Annotated in this window: 19 protein-coding genes; 11 read left to right on the top strand and 8 right to left on the bottom strand. The window is 68.4% G+C overall.

Going from position 1 to position 21,510, the window contains the following annotated elements:
* Window positions 1-4: 4 nt before the first annotated feature.
* Window positions 5-1,039: a tRNA (adenosine(37)-N6)-dimethylallyltransferase MiaA gene (miaA, locus tag ACCC97_RS06060; protein WP_413331868.1), complete on the top strand. Its 1,035-nt coding sequence runs from the start codon at window positions 5-7 to the stop codon at window positions 1,037-1,039.
* A complete protein-coding gene (locus tag ACCC97_RS06055; RefSeq protein WP_413312522.1) occupies window positions 1,036-1,689 on the top strand; it encodes an ABC transporter ATP-binding protein in 654 nt (217 codons plus the stop codon). The genes miaA and ACCC97_RS06055 overlap by 4 nt, the downstream gene beginning before the upstream one ends.
* 1 nt (window position 1,690) lies before the next feature.
* Here the strand turns inward: ACCC97_RS06055 and ACCC97_RS06050 are convergent, their stop codons facing one another.
* Window positions 1,691-2,653, bottom strand: a complete 963-nt coding sequence (locus ACCC97_RS06050) for a threo-3-hydroxy-L-aspartate ammonia-lyase (RefSeq protein ID WP_413331867.1) — start codon at window positions 2,651-2,653, stop codon at window positions 1,691-1,693.
* Between the two features lie 112 nt (window positions 2,654-2,765).
* Here ACCC97_RS06050 and ACCC97_RS06045 point away from each other — a divergent pair, with 112 nt between their 5' ends.
* The 6 genes from ACCC97_RS06045 to ACCC97_RS06020 all read left to right on the top strand — a co-directional run bounded on the left by ACCC97_RS06045 (window position 2,766) and on the right by ACCC97_RS06020 (window position 10,191).
* The gene (locus ACCC97_RS06045; protein WP_413331866.1) at window positions 2,766-3,470 is read left to right on the top strand and encodes a GntR family transcriptional regulator; all 705 of its coding nucleotides are present in this window, start codon (window positions 2,766-2,768) and stop codon (window positions 3,468-3,470) included.
* Complete coding sequence (locus tag ACCC97_RS06040; RefSeq protein ID WP_413331865.1) at window positions 3,467-4,342, top strand: phytanoyl-CoA dioxygenase family protein; 876 nt, start codon at window positions 3,467-3,469, stop codon at window positions 4,340-4,342. Before ACCC97_RS06045 ends, ACCC97_RS06040 begins: the two co-directional genes overlap by 4 nt.
* A 5-nt stretch (window positions 4,343-4,347) precedes the next feature.
* Window positions 4,348-5,721, top strand: coding sequence for an NAD(P)H-dependent oxidoreductase (locus tag ACCC97_RS06035; protein ID WP_413331864.1), 1,374 nt, complete (start codon window positions 4,348-4,350; stop codon window positions 5,719-5,721).
* Window positions 5,722-5,826: 105 nt separating this feature from the next.
* A complete protein-coding gene (locus ACCC97_RS06030) occupies window positions 5,827-6,192 on the top strand; it encodes a YciI family protein (protein ID WP_007836593.1) in 366 nt (121 codons plus the stop codon).
* 55 nt (window positions 6,193-6,247) lie between these two features.
* Window positions 6,248-7,480: an RNA polymerase sigma factor gene (locus ACCC97_RS06025; RefSeq protein ID WP_413331863.1), complete on the top strand. Its 1,233-nt coding sequence runs from the start codon at window positions 6,248-6,250 to the stop codon at window positions 7,478-7,480.
* A gap of 104 nt (window positions 7,481-7,584) precedes the next feature.
* Window positions 7,585-10,191 carry an FtsX-like permease family protein gene (locus ACCC97_RS06020; protein WP_413331862.1) on the top strand — a complete coding sequence of 869 codons (2,607 nt, stop codon included), beginning with the start codon at window positions 7,585-7,587 and terminating at the stop codon, window positions 10,189-10,191.
* A gap of 27 nt (window positions 10,192-10,218) precedes the next feature.
* On the opposite strand, the gene ACCC97_RS06015 is transcribed toward ACCC97_RS06020, so the two are convergent.
* The gene (locus ACCC97_RS06015; protein ID WP_413331860.1) at window positions 10,219-12,717 is read right to left on the bottom strand and encodes a penicillin acylase family protein; all 2,499 of its coding nucleotides are present in this window, start codon (window positions 12,715-12,717) and stop codon (window positions 10,219-10,221) included.
* Between the two features lie 97 nt (window positions 12,718-12,814).
* Here ACCC97_RS06015 and ACCC97_RS06010 point away from each other — a divergent pair, with 97 nt between their 5' ends.
* The 3 genes from ACCC97_RS06010 to ACCC97_RS06000 all read left to right on the top strand — a co-directional run bounded on the left by ACCC97_RS06010 (window position 12,815) and on the right by ACCC97_RS06000 (window position 15,516).
* Window positions 12,815-13,891: a PLP-dependent cysteine synthase family protein gene (locus tag ACCC97_RS06010; RefSeq protein WP_413331859.1), complete on the top strand. Its 1,077-nt coding sequence runs from the start codon at window positions 12,815-12,817 to the stop codon at window positions 13,889-13,891.
* On the top strand, window positions 13,888-14,967 hold the full coding sequence (locus ACCC97_RS06005) for a lipocalin-like domain-containing protein (RefSeq protein WP_413331858.1): 1,080 nt from the start codon (window positions 13,888-13,890) through the stop codon (window positions 14,965-14,967). Before ACCC97_RS06010 ends, ACCC97_RS06005 begins: the two co-directional genes overlap by 4 nt.
* 90 nt (window positions 14,968-15,057) lie before the next feature.
* Entirely contained in the window at window positions 15,058-15,516 is a 459-nt protein-coding gene (locus tag ACCC97_RS06000) for a YXWGXW repeat-containing protein (protein WP_007836611.1), read from the top strand.
* A gap of 62 nt (window positions 15,517-15,578) precedes the next feature.
* Here the strand turns inward: ACCC97_RS06000 and ACCC97_RS05995 are convergent, their stop codons facing one another.
* Genes ACCC97_RS05995 through ACCC97_RS05970 form a run of 6 tightly spaced genes read right to left on the bottom strand, consistent with a single transcriptional unit; the run spans window position 15,579 to window position 21,448 of the window.
* A complete protein-coding gene (locus ACCC97_RS05995; protein ID WP_413331857.1) occupies window positions 15,579-16,565 on the bottom strand; it encodes a branched-chain amino acid ABC transporter permease in 987 nt (328 codons plus the stop codon).
* A gap of 10 nt (window positions 16,566-16,575) precedes the next feature.
* Window positions 16,576-17,451, bottom strand: coding sequence for a branched-chain amino acid ABC transporter permease (locus ACCC97_RS05990; protein ID WP_056596243.1), 876 nt, complete (start codon window positions 17,449-17,451; stop codon window positions 16,576-16,578).
* A gap of 42 nt (window positions 17,452-17,493) precedes the next feature.
* Complete coding sequence (locus ACCC97_RS05985) at window positions 17,494-18,687, bottom strand: ABC transporter substrate-binding protein (RefSeq protein ID WP_413312542.1); 1,194 nt, start codon at window positions 18,685-18,687, stop codon at window positions 17,494-17,496.
* Window positions 18,688-18,733: 46 nt separating this feature from the next.
* The gene (locus ACCC97_RS05980) at window positions 18,734-19,930 is read right to left on the bottom strand and encodes an ABC transporter substrate-binding protein (protein WP_007834406.1); all 1,197 of its coding nucleotides are present in this window, start codon (window positions 19,928-19,930) and stop codon (window positions 18,734-18,736) included.
* A gap of 40 nt (window positions 19,931-19,970) precedes the next feature.
* Entirely contained in the window at window positions 19,971-20,678 is a 708-nt protein-coding gene (locus tag ACCC97_RS05975) for an ABC transporter ATP-binding protein (RefSeq protein ID WP_413312543.1), read from the bottom strand.
* Complete coding sequence (locus ACCC97_RS05970) at window positions 20,678-21,448, bottom strand: ABC transporter ATP-binding protein (protein ID WP_007837720.1); 771 nt, start codon at window positions 21,446-21,448, stop codon at window positions 20,678-20,680. The genes ACCC97_RS05975 and ACCC97_RS05970 overlap by 1 nt, the downstream gene beginning before the upstream one ends.
* Between the last annotated feature and the right edge of the window lie 62 nt (window positions 21,449-21,510).

The raw sequence follows: 21,510 nt of genomic DNA, 5'->3' as shown, positions 1-21,510 counted from the left end.
CATCATGTCTCCCAGCTTCGCACCGGCCGCCGAGGCCCCCTCTCCGGCTTCTCCGGCATCGCCCGCCGCTGCGCGCTCCGATCCGCCGCGCTACGTGGCGCTGGCCGGCCCCACCGCTTCGGGCAAGACGGCCGCCGCGCTGGCGCTCGCGCGCATCCAGCCGGTGGAAATCGTCTCGGTGGATTCGGCACTCGTCTACCGCGGCATGAACATCGGCACCGCCAAGCCCACGCCCGCCGAACAGGCCGCCGTGCCGCATCACCTGATCGACATCCTCGATCCGCGCGAGAGCTACAGCGCCGCCGCGTTCGTGGCCGACGCCACTCGGCTCATCGGCGAGATCCGCGCGCGCGGCGCGCTGCCGCTGCTGGTGGGCGGCACGATGCTTTATTTCAAGGCGCTGTTCGACGGCATCGACGCCATGCCCACGGCCAATGCCGCAGTGCGCGCGCGCATCGATGCGGAAGCCGCCACGCTCGGCTGGCCGGCCATGCACGCGCGGCTCGCGCAGGTCGACCCGGTCACGGCCGCGCGGCTCGCGCCGCAGGACAGCCAGCGCATCCAGCGCGCGCTCGAAGTGTGGGAGAGCAGCGGCCAGCCGCTGTCGAGCTTTCATGCGAGCGACAACAAGACCGCCAAGGCTGTCGAAGGCGGCGTGCTGTTCTCGCTCGAACCGGTCGACCGCGCCTGGCTGCACACGCGCATCGCCGAGCGCTTCGACGCGATGCTTGCGGCCGGCTTCCTCGACGAAGTGCGCTCGTTGCGCGCGCGCGGCGACCTGTCGACCGAGCTGCCCTCGATGCGCTGCGTTGGCTACCGGCAGGCGTGGGAAACGCTCGATGCCTGCGGCAACGCGGCGCCCTCCGCCAAGGCCATGGCCGAGCTGCGCGAACGCGGCATTGCCGTCACGCGCCAGCTTGCCAAGCGGCAGATCACCTGGCTGCGCAGCATGCCGCAGCGCACCGTGATCGCCTGCGACGCGCCCGACGCGGTGCAGGCCGCCGTTCAACTGATCGCCAAGACCACAAGCCCCGGATGACGCTGCGCATTTCCAACCTCGGCAAGCACTACGGCGATGCGCCTGTCTTCGAGAACGTGACGCTGGAGGTCCGGCCCGGCGAGTTCGTCGCCGTCGTAGGCGAATCGGGCGTCGGCAAGTCGACGCTGCTCAACTGCATGGCCGGCCTCGACAGCTGGGACCAGGGCACGGTCACGCACGAAGGCACCGACATCGGCGCGCTCGACGGCGAGGCCTGCGCGCTCTGGCGGCGGCGGCACGTCGGCTTCGTGTTCCAGGCCTTCCACGTGCTGCCGCACCTCGACGTGGCGCAGAACGTGTCGCTGCCGCTGATGCTGCTCGGCGCACAGCAGAAGGACGACGCCCGCGTCGCGCACATGCTCGAATCGGTGGGCCTGCCCGGCATGGGCGCTCGGCTGCCGCAGACGCTGTCGGGCGGCCAGTTGCAGCGCGTGGCGATTGCGCGCGCGCTGGTGCACCGCCCCGCCCTGCTGCTGGCCGACGAGCCCACGGGCAACCTCGATCCGTCCACCGCTGCAAAGGTGATGGAACTGCTGATCAGCCAGACCCGCGAGCACGGTGCATCGCTGGTGCTGGTGACGCACTCTGAGAGCGCGGCGGCCCGGGCCGACCGCCTGCTGCACCTGACGGCCGGCGGAATACGCGCCTGAACTACTGCGGCGCGATCAGCGCGGCGTAGCGCGACAGGTCGACGTTGCCGCCGCTGATTACGATGCCGACGCGCTGTCCGGCGACGGCCTTGCCGGCCGCAATGGCGCCTGCAAAGGCAAGGCAGCCGGTCGGCTCCACCACCATCTTCATGCGCTCGGCGAAGAAGCGCATCGCGTCGACGAGCTGCTCGTCGGTGACGGTGAAGATGTCGTCCACGTCACGGCGGATGATGCCGAAGGTGTACTCGCCCAGGTGCTGCGTCTGTGCACCGTCGGCAATGGTCTTCGGCGTTTCGATGTGCACGATCTTCCCCGCACGGAACGACTGCTGGCCGTCGTTGCCCGCCTCGGGCTCGACGCCATAGACCCTGCAGTTCGGCGCCAGCGCGCGCGCCGACAGCGCCGAACCCGACAGCAACCCGCCGCCGCCCAGGCACACGAACAGGTGGTCGAGCGGGCCGGTTTCCTCGATCAGTTCCTTCACCGCCGTGCCCTGCCCCGCGAGCACGTCGGGATGGTCGTAGGGCGGGATCATCGTCATGCCGCGCTCCTGCGCGAGCCGCTTCGTCAGCGCCTCGCGGTCTTCGGTGAAGCGGTCGTACATCACCACTTCCGCGCCGTAGCCCTTGGTGGCGGCGACCTTGGCGGCTGGCGCGTCCTTGGGCATGACGATCACCGCCGGCATCGCCAGCAGGCGCGCCGACAGCGCGATGGCCTGCGCATGGTTGCCCGACGAGAACGCGATCACGCCGCCCTTGCGCTGCGCGGCATCGAACTTCGACAGCGCGTTGAACGCGCCGCGGAACTTGAATGCGCCCATGCGCTGGAAGTTCTCGCACTTGAAGAAGAACTCGGCGCCCCAGCGTTCGTTGGCGGTGGCCGAGCGCAGCACCGGCGTGCGGTGGGCATGGCCTTCGAGCCGCGCGGCCGCGGCAATGACGTCGTCATAGGTAGGTAATTGCATGGGCCGAGCTTAGCGGGGGCTCGCGTTTTTTTGCAGCCCCGATGGGTAAAAACCCGGGATGCATGCTCGCGCAATTTCTGTACTCTGTATACAGAGTTCGAAGAAAGCCGACATGCCCGCCCAGCTCCTCAGCATCGAAGTCGCTCCCGACCTCGTCGACCAGGTCTACCGCGCCCTGCTCGGCGCCATCAGCAGCGGCACGCTCGCGCCGGGCGAACGCATCACGCAGGAAGACATCGCTCAGCGCCTCTCGGTGTCTCGCCAGCCCGTGCTCCAGGCGCTGCGGCTGCTCAAGAAAGACGGCTTCGTGCTCGACGCGCCCGGCCGCGGCGTGCTGGTGGCGCCGCTGGAAGCTGAGGCGATGCGCCAGGTCTACCAGGTGCGTGGCGCGCTCGACGTGCTGGCCGCACGGCTCGCGGCGCGCCAGCGTTTTCGCATCGACCTGAAGCTCATCGAACGCGGCCGGCGTGCCGCGCGCGGGCGCAATGTCGAAGCCATGATCGATGCGGACGTGGCCTTTCACCAGGCCATCTACGAGGCCTCGGGCAACCCGCTGATCGGCCAGAGCGCCGACCCGCATTGGCGTCACCTGCGCCGCGCGATGGGCGCGGTGCTGCAGGCGGAGCCGCAGCGCGAATCGCTGTGGGACGAGCACGAGGCGATCGCCGCGGCCATTGCCGCCGGCAACGCGGACCGCGCCGCACGCCTGAGCGAAGAACACGTCTCTCGGGCCAGCCAGGCATTGAGCGAACGGCTCGCGCAGCAACTGGCGCGCACCGCATCCACCACCACGCAGAAAAAAGGAGACAAGGCATGAAGCTGCCCCCCGAGCAACGCGCGCAGTTCGAGCGCGACGGCTATCTGTTCTTTCCCGGCCATTTCTCGGCTGAAGAAACCAGGGTGCTGACCGACGCGGTGCCCGATCTCTACAGCAGGCGCGAGGCCTTCAACGTGCGCGAGAAAGGCTCCGACGCCGTGCGCACGAACTTTGCCGCGCACCTCGTCAGCGAGCCCTTCGCCCGCCTGGCGCGCCATCCGCGCATGGTCGGCCCGGTGACCGACCTCTTCGACGAAGAGGTCTACATGCACCAGTTCAAGATCAACGGCAAGATGGCCTTCGAGGGCGACGTGTGGCAGTGGCACCAGGACTACGGCACCTGGCTCAACGATGACCTGATGCCCACCGAACGCGCGATGAACGTCGCGATCTTTCTCGACGAGGTGACCGAGCACAACGGCCCGCTGATGTTCATTCCGGGCAGCCACCGCAAGGGCGTGGTCGATGCGAAGCATGACCTCACGACCACCAGCTACCCGCTGTGGACCGTGGACAACGACCTGATCCGCCAGCTGGTCGATCGCGCGGGCGGCAAGCACGGCGGCATCGTCTCGCCCAAGGGCCCGGCCGGCTCGATGATCCTCTTTCACAGCTGCCTCGTACATGCATCGGGCAGCAACCTCTCGCCCTTCAACCGCGTGGCGGTGTACCTGAGCCTGTGCGCCGTCAGCAATCACATCCGGCGCCACAAGCGGCCCGAGTACATCGCGCACCGAAACTTCACGCCCATCGAGATGCTGCCCGACGACTGCCTGCTGAAGCCCTACCCCGTCGAGGTGCCGTGGAAGAACGGCCTGCCAGAGAGCGCATTGCGCACCTCGCTCGACGTGCTCGACACCGTGGAGGCCTGAACGACATGAGTCTGCACGCCCGCCTGCAGCAGCGCGCCGCAGAAGGCCGCCCCGTCCGCATCGGCCTGATTGGCGCCGGCAAGTTCGGCGCGATGTACCTCGCGCAGATTCCGCGCACGCCCGGCGTGCAACTGGTCGCCATTGCCGACCTCTCGCCCGACGCGGCCCGTGTCAACCTCGAACGCGTGGGCTGGAAGGCGGGGCGCGCCGCCGCGGCTTCGGCGCAGGAAGCGCTGAAGCAAGGCACCACCTGGATCACCGACGACTGGCAGGCCGTGACGCGCGAGCCATCGATCGACATCGTGGTCGAGTGCACGGGCAACCCGATCGCCGCGGTCGACCACTGCCTGGACGCATTCGCGCACGGCAAGCACGTGGTGAACGTGACGGTCGAGGCCGATGCCTTCTGCGGCCCGCTGCTCGCCCGCCGGGCACAGCAGGCCGGCGTGGTGTATTCGCTCGCCTTCGGCGACCAGCCCGCGCTGATCTGCGACCTGGTCGACTGGGCGCGCACCTGCGGCTTTCCGGTGGTGGCGGCCGGGCGCGGCCACAAGTGGCTGCCGCACTTCACCGAATCGACTCCCGAGACGGTGTGGGGCAACTACGGCCTCACGCCCGAGCAGGCCAGGCGCGGCGGTCTCAACCCGAAGATGTTCAACAGCTTTCTCGACGGCTCCAAGCCTTCCATCGAAAGCTCGGCGGTCGCCAACGCCACCGGCCTCACCGTGCCGTCGGACGGCCTGCTCTACCCGCCCGCGAGCGTGGAGGACATTCCCTTCGTCACGCGGCCGAAGAGCGAGGGCGGCGTGCTGGAGCGCAAGGGCATGGTCGAGGTGGTGTCCTCGCTGGAGGCCGACGGGCGGAAGATCCCGTACGACATCCGCATGGGCGTGTGGGTCACGGTCGAGGCCGAGACCGACTACATCCGGAACTGCTTCGAGGAATACAACGCCCACACCGACCCCAGCGGGCGCTACTTCACGCTCTACAAGCGCTGGCATCTGATCGGCCTCGAAGTCGGCATGTCGGTGGCCAGCGTAGCGCTGCGCGGCGAGCCCACCGGTGTCGCCACCTGCTGGAACGCCGACGTGGTCGCCACCGCCAAGCGCGACCTGCCGGCAGGCGAAATGCTCGACGGCGAAGGCGGCTACACGGTGTGGGGCAAGCTGCTGCCGGCCGAGCGCTCTCTGCGCCTGGGCGGCCTGCCGCTCGGGCTGGCGCACAACGTCAAGCTGGTGCGCCCGGTGAAGAAGGGCCAGAGCCTGAGCTGGGCCGACGTGGCGATCGACAGGACGACCGCAGCCTACAAGCTGCGCAGCGAGATGGAGGCGATGTTCGCGCCTTCGGGGCGGGCATTGCACCCGACGGCAATCGCGTAAAAAATCTTCTGCTCGGCACGCCCTGCGTGTCGAAATGACCGCCGGCGGGCCGTCATTGTGGTGAGCGATCCTGCTCGACAGCCTTTTCCATGACGGAGAGACACCATGCAGTACATGTTGATGTTCTATCAGCCCGCGGCCGAATTCGAACAACGCGAAGATGCGTCCTCGCAGGCCTACCGGGCCAGCTGGGTCGCGTACGCCGACGCCGTGCGCCAGGCCGGCATTTCGCTCGGCGGCCACGGCCTTTTCCCGCCCATGACCGGCACCACGCTGCGCGTGCGCGGCGACAAGCGCCAGGTGCAGGACGGCCCCTTCGCCGACACCAAGGAGCAGCTCGGCGGCTACTTCGTGGTCGACGTGCCCAACCTCGACGTGGCACTCGAGTGGGCGGCGCGTGCCCCCTGCGCCACCAGCGGTGGAGTGGAGGTCCGGCCCGTCTTCACGGCCACGGCTGTAGCAACGGCATGAGCCGCCGGGCCGCTCCCAAGGCGAATACCGCAGCGCGGAGCGCGGAGGTTCTCGGGTGAGCAATCCGGCAGCTCGCCAGGCCGCCGAGCGTGCGGCGCGCGATTCGTATGGCCGGCTGCTGGCCATCCTGTCGGCGCGCACGCACGACATCGCCGCATCGGAAGACGCATTGGCCGACGCCTTCGCGCGAGCACTCGAGCGCTGGCCGGCCGATGGCATTCCCGCACAGCCCGACGCATGGCTGCTGAGCGTGGCGCGGCACCGCAAGCTCGACGCCTGGCGCCACACCCGCGTACAGGACGCGGCCACGCAAAGCCTGATGTTGCTGGCCGGCGAGGTCGACGAAGGCACCACCGACGGCACGGCCGTGCCCGACGAGCGGCTGCGCCTGCTTTTCGTGTGTGCGCATCCGGCCATCGACGCGGCCGCGCGCGCACCGCTCATGCTGCAGACCGTGCTCGGGCTCGACGCCGCGCGCATGGCCGGCGCCTTCCTCACCGCGCCGGCCACGCTGGGCCAGCGGCTGGTGCGCGCCAAGGCCCGCATCCGCGCGGCCGGCATTCCCTTCGAATATCCGCGAGCGCGCGACCTGCCGCAGCGGCTGCAGGACGTGCTCGACGGCATCTACGCCGCCTACGGCACCGGCTGGGACGACGTGGACGGCGCCGACGCCCTGCCCCGCGGCCTCACGGCCGAGGCCATCGACCTCTGCCGCATCCTCTGTGGCCTGATGCCGAACGAACCCGAGCCGCTCGGCCTGCTCGCGCTGATGCTGTTCTGCGAGGCCCGCACGGCCGCGCGCCGCAGCGATGCCGGCGCTTATGTGCCGCTCGATCAGCAGGACATCACGCGCTGGGACCATGAACTGCTCACGCAAGCTGAACACCATCTGCGGCGAGCCTGCGCCATGCAGTCGCTCGGCGCCTACCAGCTGGAGGCGGCGATCCAGTCGGCACACTGCGAGCGCCGCGCCGGCGCACCGGTGCCGCCCGAAACACTGGTGGCCCTGTACGAGGGCCTGCTGGCGCTGCGGCCGAGCGTCGGGGCACAGGTCAGCCGCGCCTGCGCGCTCGCCAATGCGCGCGGATCTGAAACCGGCCTGCGGGCGCTCGATGCCATTGCGGCCAATGAGGTGACGAACTACCAGCCCTTCTGGGCGGCGCGCGCCCATCTGCTCGCGGCCGGCGGTGCACGGGCGGCGGCACGGCAGGCCTACGACCGGGCCATCGGGCTCAGCGCCAGCGCGGTGGTGCGTGCGTATCTGCATGCGATGTCGGACCGGCTCTGAGCGGCCGACTCTTCATCAACGCCGCCGTCACTCCCGCGGCGCGGCCACCGGCTCAGTCTCGCGCACCAGCAGCTTCGATCCGCGCACATCGCGACAATCGGCCCATGCGCGCATTGCTCACCACCTTCTCCTGGCAGGAACTCCGCCATCACCCCTGGCGCAATGCGGCGGCCGTGCTGGCGGTGATGCTGGGTGTGGCGCTGGCCTTCTCGGTGCAGCTGATCAATGCGTCGGCGCTCGACGAGTTCGCGAGCGCGGTGCGCTCGGTCAACGGCCAGCCCGACCTGGAAGTGCGCGCCGTGCAGGGTGGCTTCGACGAGGCCGTGTTCGCGCGGCTGGCCCGTCATCCGCAGGTGACGCTGGCGAGCCCCGTGGTCGAGCTCCAGGGCCTGGCGCTGGCGGGCGAGCGCCAGGTTCCGATGCGCGTGATCGGCGTCGATGCGCTGGTGCTGCCTGCCATCGCCCCGGCGCTGATGCCACAGGCCGCAGCCGGTGCCGATCGCTTTGCGCTGTTCGCACCGGGCCATGTGTTTCTCAACACCGCGGCGCGCACCGCGCTGGGCCTGCCCGCGCAAGCGCCCGGCGGTGGCGTCGTGGAGACGATGCAGCTGCGCAGCGGCGATGCCTGGCAGCGGCTCGACGTGTCCGGCCACGTCGCCGCCAGCGGCTCGGCGCTCGCGGTGATGGACATCGCGGCCGCGCAGGAGCTGTTCGGCCAGGTCGGCCGGCTCAGCCGCATCGACCTTCGGCTGGCACCCGGTACCGACAGGGCCGCCTTCATGGCCTCGCTGCAGCAGTCGCCGGGCTGGCCCGCAGGCGTGCAGTTCGCCGAGCCCGGCGATGCGGCCGAGCGCGTGAGCAACCTGTCGCGCGCCTACCGCGTCAACCTGACGGTACTGGCGCTGGTGGCGCTCTTCACGGGCGCGTTCCTGGTGTTCTCGGTGCTGGCGCTCAGCGTGGCCAAGCGCGCGCAGCAGTTCGCGCTGCTCGGCGTGCTGGGCCTGACGCCGCGCGAACGGCTGCGGCTGGTGCTGACCGAATCGCTGGTGCTGGGTCTGATCGGCAGCACGGCCGGGCTCGTGCTCGGCACCGCGCTCGCGGCCTTTGCGCTGCGGGTGCTCGGCGGCGACCTGGGCGGCGGGTATTTCGAAGGCGTCGCGCCCAAGCTGCACTGGAGCAGCGGCGCGGCGGCGCTCTACGGCGGACTCGGCGTGGTGGCCGCATTGGTTGGCGGCTGGTGGCCCGCGCGCGCGGCGCAGGCGCTGCCCGAAGCGCAAACACTCAAGGGGCTGGGCGCGGCGCCTACCCAGGGCAACAGCCACTGGCTGGCGCTGGGGCTGATCGCGCTCGGCGCGGTGCTGGCCAACGTGCCGGCCATCGGCGGCATTCCAGTGGCCGCGTATTTGTCGGTGGCCTGCCTGCTGGTGGGCGGCATCACCGCCCTGCCCTGGCTCATCGCGCTGCTGTACGACCGCATCGCGCCCGCGTTCGCGCAACGCGTGCTGCCGATGCTGGCCATCGAGCGCGCGCGCCGCATGCGGGGCACGGCGGCCGTGGCAGTGAGCGGCGTGGTCGCGAGCCTGAGCCTCGCGGTCGCGCTCACGGTGATGGTCGCCAGCTTTCGCGATTCGGTCACGCACTGGCTCGACGTGGTCCTGCCGGCCGACCTGTACCTGCGCGCCACTGCGGGTGGGCGCGGCGGCAACGCCGGCAACAGCAGCAGCACCGACACCGCGACCTTCCCGCCCGCCTTCGTGCAGGCGCTGGCGCAGTTGCCCGGCGTGGCGCGCACGGGCACGCTGCGCACGAAGACACTGCAGCTCGACGCGACCCGGCCCGCGGTCACGCTGATCGCGCGCAGCCTCGAAGGCGGCGCCACGCAGTCGCTGCCGCTGGTGGGCGTCGCGCTGCCGGTGCCCGAGGGGCAGGTCGGCATCTACGTGAGCGAGCCGATGGTCGAGCTGTACGGCGCGAAGCCGGGCACCGCGTTCGCGCCGCTGTCGGCCGCAATGGGCGTGGCAGCCGGCACGAAGAAGCCGCAGGTGTTCTTCGTGGCGGGCGTGTGGCGCGACTATGCGCGGCAGTTCGGCACGGTCACGATGGACGCGCGCGATTTCGAACGCATCACCGGCGAACGCAACGTGAGCGACGTGGCGCTGTGGCTCGCGCCCGGTGCGTCGGAAGGCGCGGTGCAGGCACAGATGCGCGCACTGGCGGCGCGCCAGGAAGGCGGCTCTGCGGAGTCCGTCGAGATCGCCTCGGTCGGCCAGATCCGCACGACCTCGCTGCGCATCTTCGACCGCAGCTTTGCCGTGACCTACTGGCTGCAGGCGGTGGCCATCGCCATCGGCCTGTTCGGCATCGCCGCGAGCTTCAGCGCGCAGGTGCTGGCACGGCGCAAGGAGTTCGGCCTGCTCGCACACCTGGGCTTCACACGGCGGCAGGTGCTGGCGGTAGTGGCGGGCGAAGGCGCCGCGTGGACGGCCATCGGCGCGGTCGCGGGGCTGCTGCTCGGGCTGGCCGTGTCGGTGGTGTTGGTGAAGGTGGTGAACCCGCAGAGCTTCCACTGGAGCATGGACCTGCTGGTGCCGTGGCTGCGGCTGCTGGCGCTGTGCGGCGCGGTGGTGGTGGCGGGCACCGTCACCGCCTGGCTGGCAGGGCGGGCGGCGGCCGGCAGGGATGTGGTGTTGGCGGTGAAGGAAGACTGGTAGGCAGGTGCTTCGCCTGCCGCCCCGGCCTCAGCGGCCTGGCGTCAGCTGGATGCGCTCCACGGTTTCCTTCTCGACCGCGGCGCGGGTATAGACCAGCGGCACGTACTTGCCCTCCAACCACAGTGGCGCCAGGTCGCGGTAGTTGGGGCTGTCGGGGTTGCCCGACTGGCCCGGCGTGTTGATGACACGCGACGCGTCCCAGTTGCCCACGTCGAGCACCATGCGGAACGAGGCGCCCGCTGTCAACTTGTAGTCGCTCGGCCGATAGGTGGCGGCCATCGGCGTGAAGGCCGAGCCGGACATGGGCCAGTCGCCCACGTCGAGCTTCTTGCGCGTGGCCGCATCGACCACGCCACCCAGCGGATGGCGGAACTCGGCGCGATGCAGCGTGCCCCACTTCCATGCGGCGGCATCGGGGCCGAGCCTGGCGCTGAGTTCCTGCATGGCGAGCGGCAGGGTCTCGAGCAACAGCGCGTCGCGTTGCTCGTTCGTGACCCAGCCGGACGGGATCTCGAGCAGCAGCACCATGCGCGTGTTGTCGCCGGGCCCGGCCAGCGCGGCGCCCGCATCGCCCGCGCCGGCTTTGAGCACGGCCGCGCGCAAGGGCTTGCTGCTCCAGACTTCGTACAGCGCGGCGGCGGCGCTGTCGCGGTCCATGGCGCCGTCCCAGCCCTGGAGCATGCGCAGCGCCGAAGCGGTCTGCGGATCGTCGCTGCGCAAGCCGGCCAGCAGCTTGAGCAGCCGCTGCGCGGGCGTGGCGACGATGTCGTTCTGCATGCGCTGCGAGTCCTCGACGGTAAAGCGCGAACCCGCCGCCACCTTGGCCGCGAACAGCGCCTTGAGGCGGCGTGCGCGGGCCGCGTCGCTCCACTCGTAGCCGACGCCCTTCTTCGCGGCGGGGTGGTCGGGCGGAATGTTGTTCTCGTTGGCCGTCACGACATAGCCGCGCGCGGGGTTGAACTCCGAAGGCAACTCGTCGCCGTTGCGAAAGCCCGACCACTCGTAGCGCCCGTCGCCGGGCACCGGCATCAGGCCGTCCCAGTTGGGCCGGATGGGCGTGAGGCCGCCGGGAATCCAGCCGACGTTGCCGCTGGTGTCGGCGTAGACCTGGTTTTCGCCTGGCGCGCCCCAGCGGTTCATGGCCGCGCGAAACTGGTCCCAGTTGCGCGCGCGCATGTAGTCCATCGAACCGAAATACGGCGCCATGCCAGGCTCCAGCCACGCGGCGCGCAACGCATACGCGCGCTGCTTGCCGGGCTCGGCCAGCAGCACGGGGCCGTGGCGGGTGAAGGTGTTGACCACCTCGCGCGGCGCGCTCTCGCCCTTCACCTCGATGCGCTCCGTGACGCGCGTCATCGGCTCCCAGCGGCCCTGGTAGCGGTACTCGCCGGGGTCGCTCGGGTTGAGCTGGTACACGTACAGGTCTTCCTGGTCCATGTAGAAGCGCGTGAGGCCGAAGGCGATGGTGCCGTTGTGGCCGATCGACAGGCCCGGCAGGAAAGGCTCGCCTGCGCCGATGGCGTCCATGCCAGGCGCGCTCAGGTGCGTCATGTAGCGCAGGCTCGGCGCGCCGTGCAAGCGGTGCGGGTCGTTGGCCAGGATGGGCCGGCCGGTGGCGGTGAGCTTCGGCGAGATCACCCAGTTGTTGCTGCCGTAGGCGCCAGTCGGGTCGCCCTGCGACGCTTGCTGCTGCTCTTCTCCCAGCTGCGCCGTGGCTTCCGCGCTGCCGGGCAGCAGGGCCACGGGCACGACAGTCGCGCCCGCGTTCACGCCCAACCGCGTATTGGCCTTGGTGAACTGCGGCGGCTCGGTGGCGCGCAGGTAGGCCGCGCGCAATTCGGTGGCCGGAATGCCGCACGGGTCGAGCCCCGGCGGCACGCGCGGCGTGACGGGCGGATCGAGCTCGCGGCGCAGCCAGTCGGCCTTGACGCCGGCAGCGCCCCCGCAGAACGCGCGGGCGCGTTCGATCTCGGAAGTGAAGTTGAGCGTGAGGCCGTGGTGGCGGATGCGCACCACGTCCTCGGGCGACCATGTCGCGGGCTGGTAGCCGAGCAGCGCGAATTCTGCGGGCAGCAGTGCGGGCTGTGCGCGCACCTGCGCCACGTAGGCGTTGACACCCGCGGTGAAGGCTTCAGCCACGCGCTTGGCGTCGGAGCCGTAGGCGAGCCATTCGCGGTACATGTCGCCGCGGTAGAGCACGGCGCGCGCGGCGCGATCGCTCTCGACCCAGGCCGGGCCGAAGTCCCTGGCCATTTCGCCGAGGCCGCGTTTGCGCCACAGGTCCATCTGCCAGAGCCTGTCGCGCGCGGCGATGTAGCCCTGCGCCACGAAGGCGTCGTAGAGCGTGCCCGCATAGAGATGCGGCACGCCCCAGCGGTCGATCAGCACCTCGGCGGGCTTCTCGAGCCCCGGCACTGCGAACGACGAGGAGGGCCGCGTCGGCATGCCGTTGCCGGAGGGGCTGCTGGCGCAGCCGGACAACGCGAGGGCCGCGAGCGCAACGGCGCCCAGGTTCGTTTTTTTCATGTGTCTCCGTCTCCTCTGCCTTGTGAGCGGCAGCGCACAGTATCCCGATTTACGGCCGCGCCGGGTTACAAACCATGACTTGTAGACTGAGGCCGATATGCAGCAAATACTTTCTTCTTCGTCCTGCAACGCCTGGCTCGACAGCGCCATCCGCCGCATCGAGGCCGACTACCAGCGCAGCGCCGACACGCACCTGATCCCGCTGCCCCTGCCCTCGCTCGCGGCGCACGGCATCGACCTCTACCTGAAGGACGAATCGACGCACCCGACCGGCAGCCTCAAGCACCGGCTCGCGCGTTCGCTCTTTCTCTACGCGCTGTGCAACGGCTGGGTGCGCGAGGGCACCACCATCGTCGAGGCCTCGAGCGGCTCCACGGCCGTGAGCGAGGCCTACTTCGCGCGGCTGCTGGGCCTGCCCTTCATCGCCGTGATGCCGCGTACCACCTCGCCCGAGAAGGTCGCGCAGATCGCCTTCTACGGCGCGAGCTGCCACTTCGTGGACCATGCCGCCCAGGTGTACGAAGAGGCGCGCGCGCTGGCCGAGCGCAGCGGCGGCTACTACATGGACCAGTTCACGTATGCCGAGCGCGCGACCGACTGGCGCGGCAACAACAACATCGCAGAGAGCATGTTCCAGCAGATGGCGCGCGAGCGGCATCCGGTGCCGAAGTGGATCGTGGTGGGCGCGGGTACGGGCGGCACCAGCGCGACCATCGGGCGCTACCTGCGCTATCGCTGCCACGACACGCAGGTGTGCGTGCCCGACCCCGAGGGCTCCGTGTTCTCGGCCTACCACCGCACGGGCGATGCCTCGCTGACGGACGCGGGCTCACGCATCGAAGGCATCGGCCGGCCGCGCGTGGAGCCCAGCTTCATCCGCACGCTGGTCGACCGGATGATCGAAGTGCCGAACCTCGACTCGGTGGCGGCGATGCATGCACTGTCGGCACTGCTGGGCCGCAAGGTCGGGCCGTCGACGGGCACCAACTTCATCGGCATGCTGGCCGTGGCGCACGAAATGCGCGCGGCGGGACAGCAGGGCTCCATTCTTTCGCTGCTGTGCGATGCGGGCGAGCGCTATCTGCCGAGCTACCACGATGCGGCCTGGGTGCGGAATGCCTTCGGCGACATCGCGCCGGCGCAGCGGCGCATCGATGCGCTGGTGGCGGCATGAGGCCTCCTCCTTCGCCGCTGTTCGGCCTCTCGCGGCGCGGCCTGCTGCTGGCGGCGCTCGCGGCCGGGCCGCTGACGGCGTGGGCACTGCCCGAGCGCCGGATGGAGTTCCCGCGCGACTTCGGCAGCCACCCCGACCTGCACACCGAATGGTGGTACGTCACCGGCCACGCGAAGACTCCGGGCGGACGAGAGTTCGGCTTCCAGGTGACCTTCTTCCGCTCGCGCGTCGACGCCACGCAGGGCATGCGCTCGGCCTTCGCCGCGAAGCATCTCGTGTTCGCGCACGCGGCCGTCACCGACCTCGAAGGCCGCGTGCTGCTGCACGACCAGCGCATCGCACGCGCGGGCTTTGGCGTGGCCGAAGCCCGCACCAACGACACCGACGTGCGCATCCGCGACTGGTCGCTGGTGCGGGAGAACGGGCTCTACGTTGCGCGCGTTCCGGCCGGCGAATTCACGCTCGAGCTGCGCTTCACGCCGACGCAGCCGGTGCTTCTGCAAGGCAACGCCGGCCTCTCGCGCAAGGGCCCCGAGGCATCGCAGGCGAGCTACTACTACAGCGAGCCGCAGCTCAAGGCCCAGGGCAGGCTCACGCTCAAGGGACAAGCCTTCGATATCGCCGGCGCCGCGTGGCTCGACCACGAATGGAGCGAAGCGCTGATGCACCCCGAGGCCGTGGGCTGGGACTGGATCGGCATGAACCTCGACGACGGCAGCGCCCTCACCGCCTTCCGCCTGCGGCGCAGCGACGGCAGCGCGCTGTGGACCGGTGGCTCGTTCCGCCAGCGCGATGGCGCGGCACGAACCTTCAGGAATGACGAAGTGCGCTTCGAAGCCCTCAAGACCTGGAACAGTCCGCGCACGCAGGCGAAGTACCCGACGCAATGGCGCGTGCAAACGCCCGCCGGCAACTTCGAAGTGCGCGCCTTGCTCGACGACCAGGAACTCGACAGCCGCGGTTCGACCGGCGGCGTGTACTGGGAAGGCGTGAGCGAACTGCTCGATGTCCAAGGCCACCGCGTGGGCCGCGGCTATCTGGAAATGACCGGCTACGCCGCACCGCTGAAGCTGTAACTGTTGTAGCCGCGCACAAGGCCTGACAACCGATTCCTTGCCGCCTGCGTTGGGAATCGTGCCCCACTCATTTAAAACGGAGGATCATCCATGAAGATTCGAATCGCAGTGCTGGCCGCGGCCGGCGCCCTTTCCATCCTTGCAAGCCCCATTGCCGCCAACGCGCAAGTCTCGGTCAACATCAACGTGCCCGGACTGGTGATGACGGCACCGCCGCCGCCGCGCTACGAGCCTCTGCCCCCGCCACGCGGCGGCTTCGTCTGGGTACCGGGCCGCTGGGCCTGGGACGGCCGCGCCTACGGATGGCGCCCGGGCGGCTGGCAGCCCGAGCGCGCGGGATACGCCTATGCCCCAGGCCGCTGGGTCGAAGACCGCGGCGGCTGGCGCTGGACCGAAGGCGACTGGCGCCGGCAAGAAGCCCGCCGTGAAGCCCGCCGCGAGCGCGAATGGGAAGACGACCACCGCCACCACGACGGCGGCCATCGGCACGGCCATGACCGCGATCGCGATTTCTGCCCGCCCGGCCAGGCGAAAAAAGGCAACTGCTAATTACCGATTGCTGATCCGCAAACACAAAGGGAGCCCAGGCTCCCTTTTTTGTTGGCCGCGCATTACTTCGCCCGCCGCCTGTCGATGAACGCGATGATCTCGCCCATGATCCCCTTGCGGAAGGCCAGCACGCAGATCACGAAGATCAGGCCCGTGACCATGGTCACCGACTCGCCCAGCGTGTTGAACCAGTCCACCGTCGTGATGCGCGCAAGCAGGTTGCCGAGTTCGCCGATCTTGTTCTCGAGCAGCACCACCACGGCCGAGCCCACCAGCGGACCCGAGAGCGTGCCCAGGCCGCCCACCAGCGTCATCAGGATGACCTGGCCCGAAGCGGTCCAGTGCACGTCCGACAGCGTGGCGAAGCCCAGCACCAGCGTCTTGAGCGAACCGGCCAGTCCCGACAGCGCCGCCGAGATCACGAAAGCCAGCAGCTTGAAGCGGCTCACGTCGTAGCCCAGCGACAGCGCGCGCGGCTCGTTCTCCTTGATGCCCTTGAGCACCTGCCCGAAGGGCGAGTGGATGGTGCGCACGATCAGCAGGAAGGCCGCGACCACGATGACCAGTGCCACGTAGTACATCGTGAGGTCGTTGGACAGGTCGACCAGGCCGAACAGCTTGCCGCGCGGCACGCCCTGCAGGCCGTCTTCGCCGCCGGTGAACTTGGCCTGCAGGGCGACGAAGAACATCATCTGCGCGAGCGCCAGCGTGATCATCGCGAAGTAGATGCCCTGGCGGCGAATGGCCAGCACGCCGAAGATCCAGCCGAGGAAAGCGCCGCTGAGCGTGCCCGCGATCAGGCCCAGTTCAGGCGTGAGCCCCCAGACCTTGATGGCATGGCCCGCCACGTACGCGGAGCCGCCGAGGAAGGCCGCGTGGCCGAACGACAGCAGGCCCGTGAAGCCCAGCAGCAGGTTGAAGGCCGCGGCGAACAGCGCGAAGCACATGAGCTTCATCACGAACACCGGGTAGGCGCCGAAGAACGGCGCCGCGACGAGCGCCACCAGCAGAAGTGCGTAGACGATGAGGGAGATTTTTTTCGTGTTCATGCCACTCGCCTTATTTTTCTTTGCCGAACAGGCCGGCGGGGCGAATCAACAGCACGATGACCATGATCACGAACACAACCGTAGACGATGCCTCGGGATAGAAAACCTTGGTGAACCCTTCGATCACGCCGAGCCCGAGACCCGTGAGGATGGCGCCCATGATCGAACCCATGCCGCCGATCACGACCACCGCGAACACCACGATGATGAGGTTCTGCCCCATCAGCGGCGACACCTGCATCACCGGTGCAGCGAGCACGCCGGCGAAGGCCGCGAGCGCGCAGCCGAAGGCATAGGTCAGCGTGATCATCAGCGGCACGTTGACGCCGAAGGCCTCCACCAGCCGCGGGTTCTCGGTGCCGGCGCGCAGGTAGGCGCCCAGGCGGGTCTTCTCGATCACGAACCAGGTCGCAAAGCAGATCACCAGCGATGCAACGACCACCCAGGCGCGATAGTTCGGCAGCACCATGAAGCCCAGGTCGGTGGAACTCGACAGCGCATCGGGCGCGTCGTAGGGCAGCCCCGACACGCCGTAGACCGAGCGGAACACGCCCTCGATCAGCAGCGTGAGGCCCAGCGTGAGCAAGAGGCCGTAGAGGTGGTCGAGCTTGTAGATCCAGCGCAGCAGCAGGCGCTCGATGAGCACGCCGAAGATGCCGATGACGATGGGCGCCGCGATCAGCATCACCCAGTAGTTGACGCCGAGATACTCCATCGCCATCCATGTCAGGACGGCGCCCAGCATGAACAGCGCGCCATGCGCGAAGTTGATGACGTTGAGCAGGCCGAAGATCACCGCCAGCCCGAGGCTCAGGATGGCGTAGAACGAGCCGTTGACCAGCCCCAGGAGGAGCTGGCTCAACAACGCAGGAAGGGAAATGGTCATAAGTGTTTCAACGAACCCGGGCGGCTGCGCGCCCGCGGGAGATCACTTCCAGAGGGCACACTTGCTCTCGGCCTTCGTCGTGAAGACCTCTTCGCCCTTCAGCTTCTGGACCACCTTGTAGTAGTCCCACGGCTGCTTGGATTCGGCCGGCGACTTGACCTGCACAAGGTACATGTCGTGCACGAAACGGCCGTCGGCGCGGATGCTGCCCTTGGCATAGAAGTCGTCGACGGGGGTCTTCTTGAGCGCCTCCATCACCTTGTCGGCATCGACCGTCTTGGCGGCCTGCACGGCCTTCAGGTAGGTCATGGTGGCCGAATAGTCGGCGGCCTGGATGTCGGTGGGCATTCGCTTGGTCTTCTCGAAGAAGCGCTTGCCAAAGGCGCGCGTCTTGTCGTCGAGGTTCCAGTCCCAGCTGGTGGTGAGCAGCAGGCCTTCGGTGTTCTTCAGGCCCAGGCTGTGCACGTCGGTCACGAACACCAGCAGGCCGACCATCTTCATGGTCTTGGTGATGCCGAATTCCTTGGCGGCCTTGATCGAGTTGATGGTGTCGCCGCCCGCATTGGCCAGCGCCAGCACCTGGGCCTTGGAGTTCTGCGCCTGCAGCAGGAACGAGGAGAAGTCGGAGGTGTTGAGCGGATGCTTCACGCTGCCCACCACGGTGCCGCCCTTCTCCTTCACGACCTTGGACGCGTCGGCTTCCAGTGCCTGGCCAAAGGCATAGTCGGCCGTCAGGAAGTACCAGCTCTTGTCGCCGCGTGCGATCACGGCGCTGCCCGTGCCCTTGGCCAGCGCCACGGTGTCGTAGGCGTAGTGCACGGTGTAGGGGCTGCACTGCTCATTGGTGAGCGCCGAACTGCCGGCACCGTTCACGACGAACACGCGCTTCTTCTCCTGCGCCACCTTGGCCATGGCCAGCGCCGTGCCCGAGCTGGTGCCGCCGAACAGCATCGTCAGGCCCTGCGTGTCGATCCATTCGCGCGCCTTGGAAGCCGCGATGTCGGCCTTGTTCTGGTGGTCGGCCTGCAGCAGCTCGATGGGCATGCCGTTGACCTTGCCGCCGAAGTCGTCGATGGCCATCTGGATCGCGAGGGCGCCGTTCTTGCCCTCCACGTCCGCGTAGAGGCTCGACATGTCGGTGATGAAGCCGATCTTGACCTTGTCCTGGGCCTGGACGGCGCCCGCGGCAAGCGCCATGGCAAGGGACAGGCCGGAAAGCACGAACGTCTTTTTCATGGTCGGGAACTCCTGGAGAAGGAACGGAAAGTCGTGAGGGCGAGCATCACTTCCAGCTGGCGCACTTGGTTTCTGCCTTGGCCGTGAAGACCTGGTCGCCCGGCAGGGTCTTGAGCACCTTCAGGTAGTCCCAAGGCTTCTTCGATTCGGCGGGCGACTTCACTTCGACCAGGTACATGTCGTGGATGAAGCTGCCGTCGGCGCGGATCTGACCCTTGGCGTAGAAGTCGTCAACCTTCATGCTCTTGAGTTGCGCCATCACCTTGTCGGAGTCGGTCGTCTTGGCGGCGGCCACGGCCTTCAGGTAGGTGGTGGTGGCCGAGTAGTCGGCAGCCTGCACGTCGGTGGGCATGCGCTTGGTCTTCTCGAAGAAGCGGTTGGCGAACTTGCGCGTGTCGTCGTTCAGGTCCCAATACCAGCTGGTGGTGTGCAGCAGGCCTTCGGTGTTCCTCAGGCCCAGGCTGTGGATGTCGCTCAGGAAGACCAGCAGGCCGGCGGTCTTCATGGTCTTGTTGATGCCGAACTCCTTGGCGGCCTTGATCGAATTGATGGTGTCGCCGCCGGCGTTGGCCAGGCCGAGGATCTGCGCCTTGGAGTTCTGCGCCTGCAGCAGGAACGACGAGAAGTCGGATGCGTTCAGCGGATGGCGCACCGCGCCCACCACCGTGCCGCCCTTCTCTTTCACCACCTTGGTGGTGTCGGCTTCGAGTGCGTGGCCGAAGGCGTAGTCGGCCGTCAGGAAGAACCAGCTCTTGCCGCCGCGATCGACCACGGCCGCGCCGGTGCCCTTGGCCAGCGCCACGGTGTCGTAGGCATAGTGGACGGTGTAGGGGCTGCACTGCTCGTTGGTGAGCACCGAGCTGCCGGCGCCGTTGTTGAAGTACACGCGCTTTTTCTCTTCCGCCACCTTGGCGGTGGCCAGCGCGGTGCCGGAGTTGGTGCCGCCGAAAACCATGGTCACGCCAGCGGTGTCGATCCATTCGCGCGCCTTGGAAGCGGCGATGTCGGCCTTGTTCTGGTGGTCGGCCGTCAGCAGTTCGATGGGTTGGCCCAGCACCTTGCCGCCGAAGTCGTCGATGGCCATCTGGATGGCGGTGGCGCCGCCCTTGCCTTCTAGGTCGGCGTAGAGACTCGACATATCGGTGACGAAACCGATCTTCACTTTTTCCTGCGCCTGCACAGCGCCTGCGCTCAAGGCGAGGATGGCGACGGCGGTGGCGATGAGTCCGAGTTTCTTGTTCATGGTGTTGGGTCTCCTGAAAAATCTTGTTGGGTGTTCGAGTTCAGACGCCGAGCAGTTCGGTGAGCACCGGCATCTTGGCTTCAAGTTCGGCCGCGCCGAATTTTTCGACGATGCGGCCATGCTCCATCACATAGAAGCGGTCCGCCAACGGCGCCGCGAAGCGGAAGTTCTGCTCCACCATGACGATGGTGTAGCCCTTGGCGCGCAGCATGGTGATCATTCGGGCCAGCGCCTGCACGATGACTGGCGCGAGGCCCTCGGAGATTTCGTCGAGCAGCAGCAGCTTGGCGCCGGTGCGCAGGATGCGCGCCACGGCCAGCATCTGCTGCTCGCCGCCCGACAGGCGCGTGCCCTGGCTGTGGCGGCGCTCGGCGAGGTTGGGGAACATGGCGTAGATCTCTTCGACCGACATGCCCTGCCCCGCGCCTTTCAGCTCGGGCGGCAGCAAGAGGTTTTCTTCACACGAAAGGCTCGCGAAGATGCCGCGCTCCTCCGGGCAATAGCCGATGCCGAGGTGCGCGATGCGGTGCGTCGGCATGCCGATGGTCTCCTTGCCGTTGACCTCGATGCTGCCCTTGCGCGCGCCGGTGAGCCCCATGATGGCGCGCAGCGTGGTGGTGCGGCCCGCGCCGTTGCGGCCCAGCAGCGTGACGACTTCGCCCGGCTGCACGACCATGTCGACGCCATGCAGCACGTGCGATTCGCCGTACCAGGCTTGCAGGCCCTTGATCTGAAGTGCCGCGGTCATCAGTGGGCCCCTTGCAGCTGGCCGTCGGTGGTGCCCATGTAGGCCTCCATGACCTGGGGATTCGCGGAGACTTCGGCGTAAGGTCCTTCGGCCAGCACGGCGCCGCGCTGCAGCACGGTGATGGTGTCGGCGATGGTGGAGACCACGCTCATGTTGTGTTCGACCATCAGGATGGTGCGTCCGGCCGACACGCGCTTGATGAGTTCGGCCACGCGGTGCACGTCTTCATGGCCCATGCCCTGCGTGGGCTCGTCGAGCAGCATCAGCTCGGGCTCCATGGCCAGCGTGGTCGCGATCTCGAGCGCGCGCTTGCGGCCGTACGGCAGGTTCACGGTCTGTTCGTCGGCGAGTGCCTCGAGGCCCACTTCGGCGAGCAGTTCGCGGGCGCGCGCGTCGAGCGGCTTGAGCGACTTCTCGCTCTTCCAGAAGTGGTACGAAGTGCCCAGCCGGCGCTGCAGGCCCAGGCGCACGTTCTCGAGCAGCGTGAGGTGCGGGAACACGGCAGAGATCTGGAACGAGCGGATGATGCCGCGCCGCGCGATCTGCGCGGGCCGCTCGCCGGTGATGTCCTGTCCGTTGAAGAGGATCGTGCCGGTGGTCGGCTCGAGGAACTTGGTGAGCAGGTTGAAGCAGGTCGTCTTGCCGGCGCCGTTCGGGCCGATCAGCGCATGGATCGAGCCGCGCACCACCGAGAGATTGACCTTGCTGACGGCAGTGAACCCCTTGAATTCCTTGGTGAGCTCGCGTGTTTCGAGGATGACGTCGCTCATCTCGCGAGGTCGCCCGGATTCGGAAAAAGAAAGTCGGTCATGCGGTCCATCCCAATGCGCCA

The organism is Variovorax sp. Varisp85, from assembly GCF_047304045.1.
Classification (GTDB): Bacteria; Pseudomonadota; Gammaproteobacteria; order Burkholderiales; family Burkholderiaceae_C; genus Variovorax.
Note: the sequence above shows the minus strand (reverse complement) of the source record. Positions and strands in the feature narration are given on the sequence as shown.

Coding starts and splice junctions, on each gene's coding strand:
- ACCC97_RS06030 (WP_007836593.1), top strand. CDS start 5,827: ATGCAGTACATGTTGATGTTCTATCAGCCCGCGGCCGAATTCGAACAA.
- ACCC97_RS06035 (WP_413331864.1), top strand. CDS start 4,348: ATGAGTCTGCACGCCCGCCTGCAGCAGCGCGCCGCAGAAGGCCGCCCC.
- ACCC97_RS06055 (WP_413312522.1), top strand. CDS start 1,036: ATGACGCTGCGCATTTCCAACCTCGGCAAGCACTACGGCGATGCGCCT.
- ACCC97_RS05995 (WP_413331857.1), bottom strand. CDS start 16,565: ATGAACACGAAAAAAATCTCCCTCATCGTCTACGCACTTCTGCTGGTG.
- ACCC97_RS06020 (WP_413331862.1), top strand. CDS start 7,585: ATGCGCGCATTGCTCACCACCTTCTCCTGGCAGGAACTCCGCCATCAC.
- ACCC97_RS05985 (WP_413312542.1), bottom strand. CDS start 18,687: ATGAAAAAGACGTTCGTGCTTTCCGGCCTGTCCCTTGCCATGGCGCTT.
- ACCC97_RS06005 (WP_413331858.1), top strand. CDS start 13,888: ATGAGGCCTCCTCCTTCGCCGCTGTTCGGCCTCTCGCGGCGCGGCCTG.
- ACCC97_RS05975 (WP_413312543.1), bottom strand. CDS start 20,678: ATGACCGCGGCACTTCAGATCAAGGGCCTGCAAGCCTGGTACGGCGAA.
- miaA (WP_413331868.1), top strand. CDS start 5: ATGTCTCCCAGCTTCGCACCGGCCGCCGAGGCCCCCTCTCCGGCTTCT.
- ACCC97_RS06000 (WP_007836611.1), top strand. CDS start 15,058: ATGAAGATTCGAATCGCAGTGCTGGCCGCGGCCGGCGCCCTTTCCATC.
- ACCC97_RS06045 (WP_413331866.1), top strand. CDS start 2,766: ATGCCCGCCCAGCTCCTCAGCATCGAAGTCGCTCCCGACCTCGTCGAC.
- ACCC97_RS06040 (WP_413331865.1), top strand. CDS start 3,467: ATGAAGCTGCCCCCCGAGCAACGCGCGCAGTTCGAGCGCGACGGCTAT.
- ACCC97_RS06010 (WP_413331859.1), top strand. CDS start 12,815: ATGCAGCAAATACTTTCTTCTTCGTCCTGCAACGCCTGGCTCGACAGC.
- ACCC97_RS05980 (WP_007834406.1), bottom strand. CDS start 19,930: ATGAACAAGAAACTCGGACTCATCGCCACCGCCGTCGCCATCCTCGCC.
- ACCC97_RS06015 (WP_413331860.1), bottom strand. CDS start 12,717: ATGAAAAAAACGAACCTGGGCGCCGTTGCGCTCGCGGCCCTCGCGTTG.
- ACCC97_RS05990 (WP_056596243.1), bottom strand. CDS start 17,451: ATGACCATTTCCCTTCCTGCGTTGTTGAGCCAGCTCCTCCTGGGGCTG.
- ACCC97_RS05970 (WP_007837720.1), bottom strand. CDS start 21,448: ATGAGCGACGTCATCCTCGAAACACGCGAGCTCACCAAGGAATTCAAG.
- ACCC97_RS06050 (WP_413331867.1), bottom strand. CDS start 2,653: ATGCAATTACCTACCTATGACGACGTCATTGCCGCGGCCGCGCGGCTC.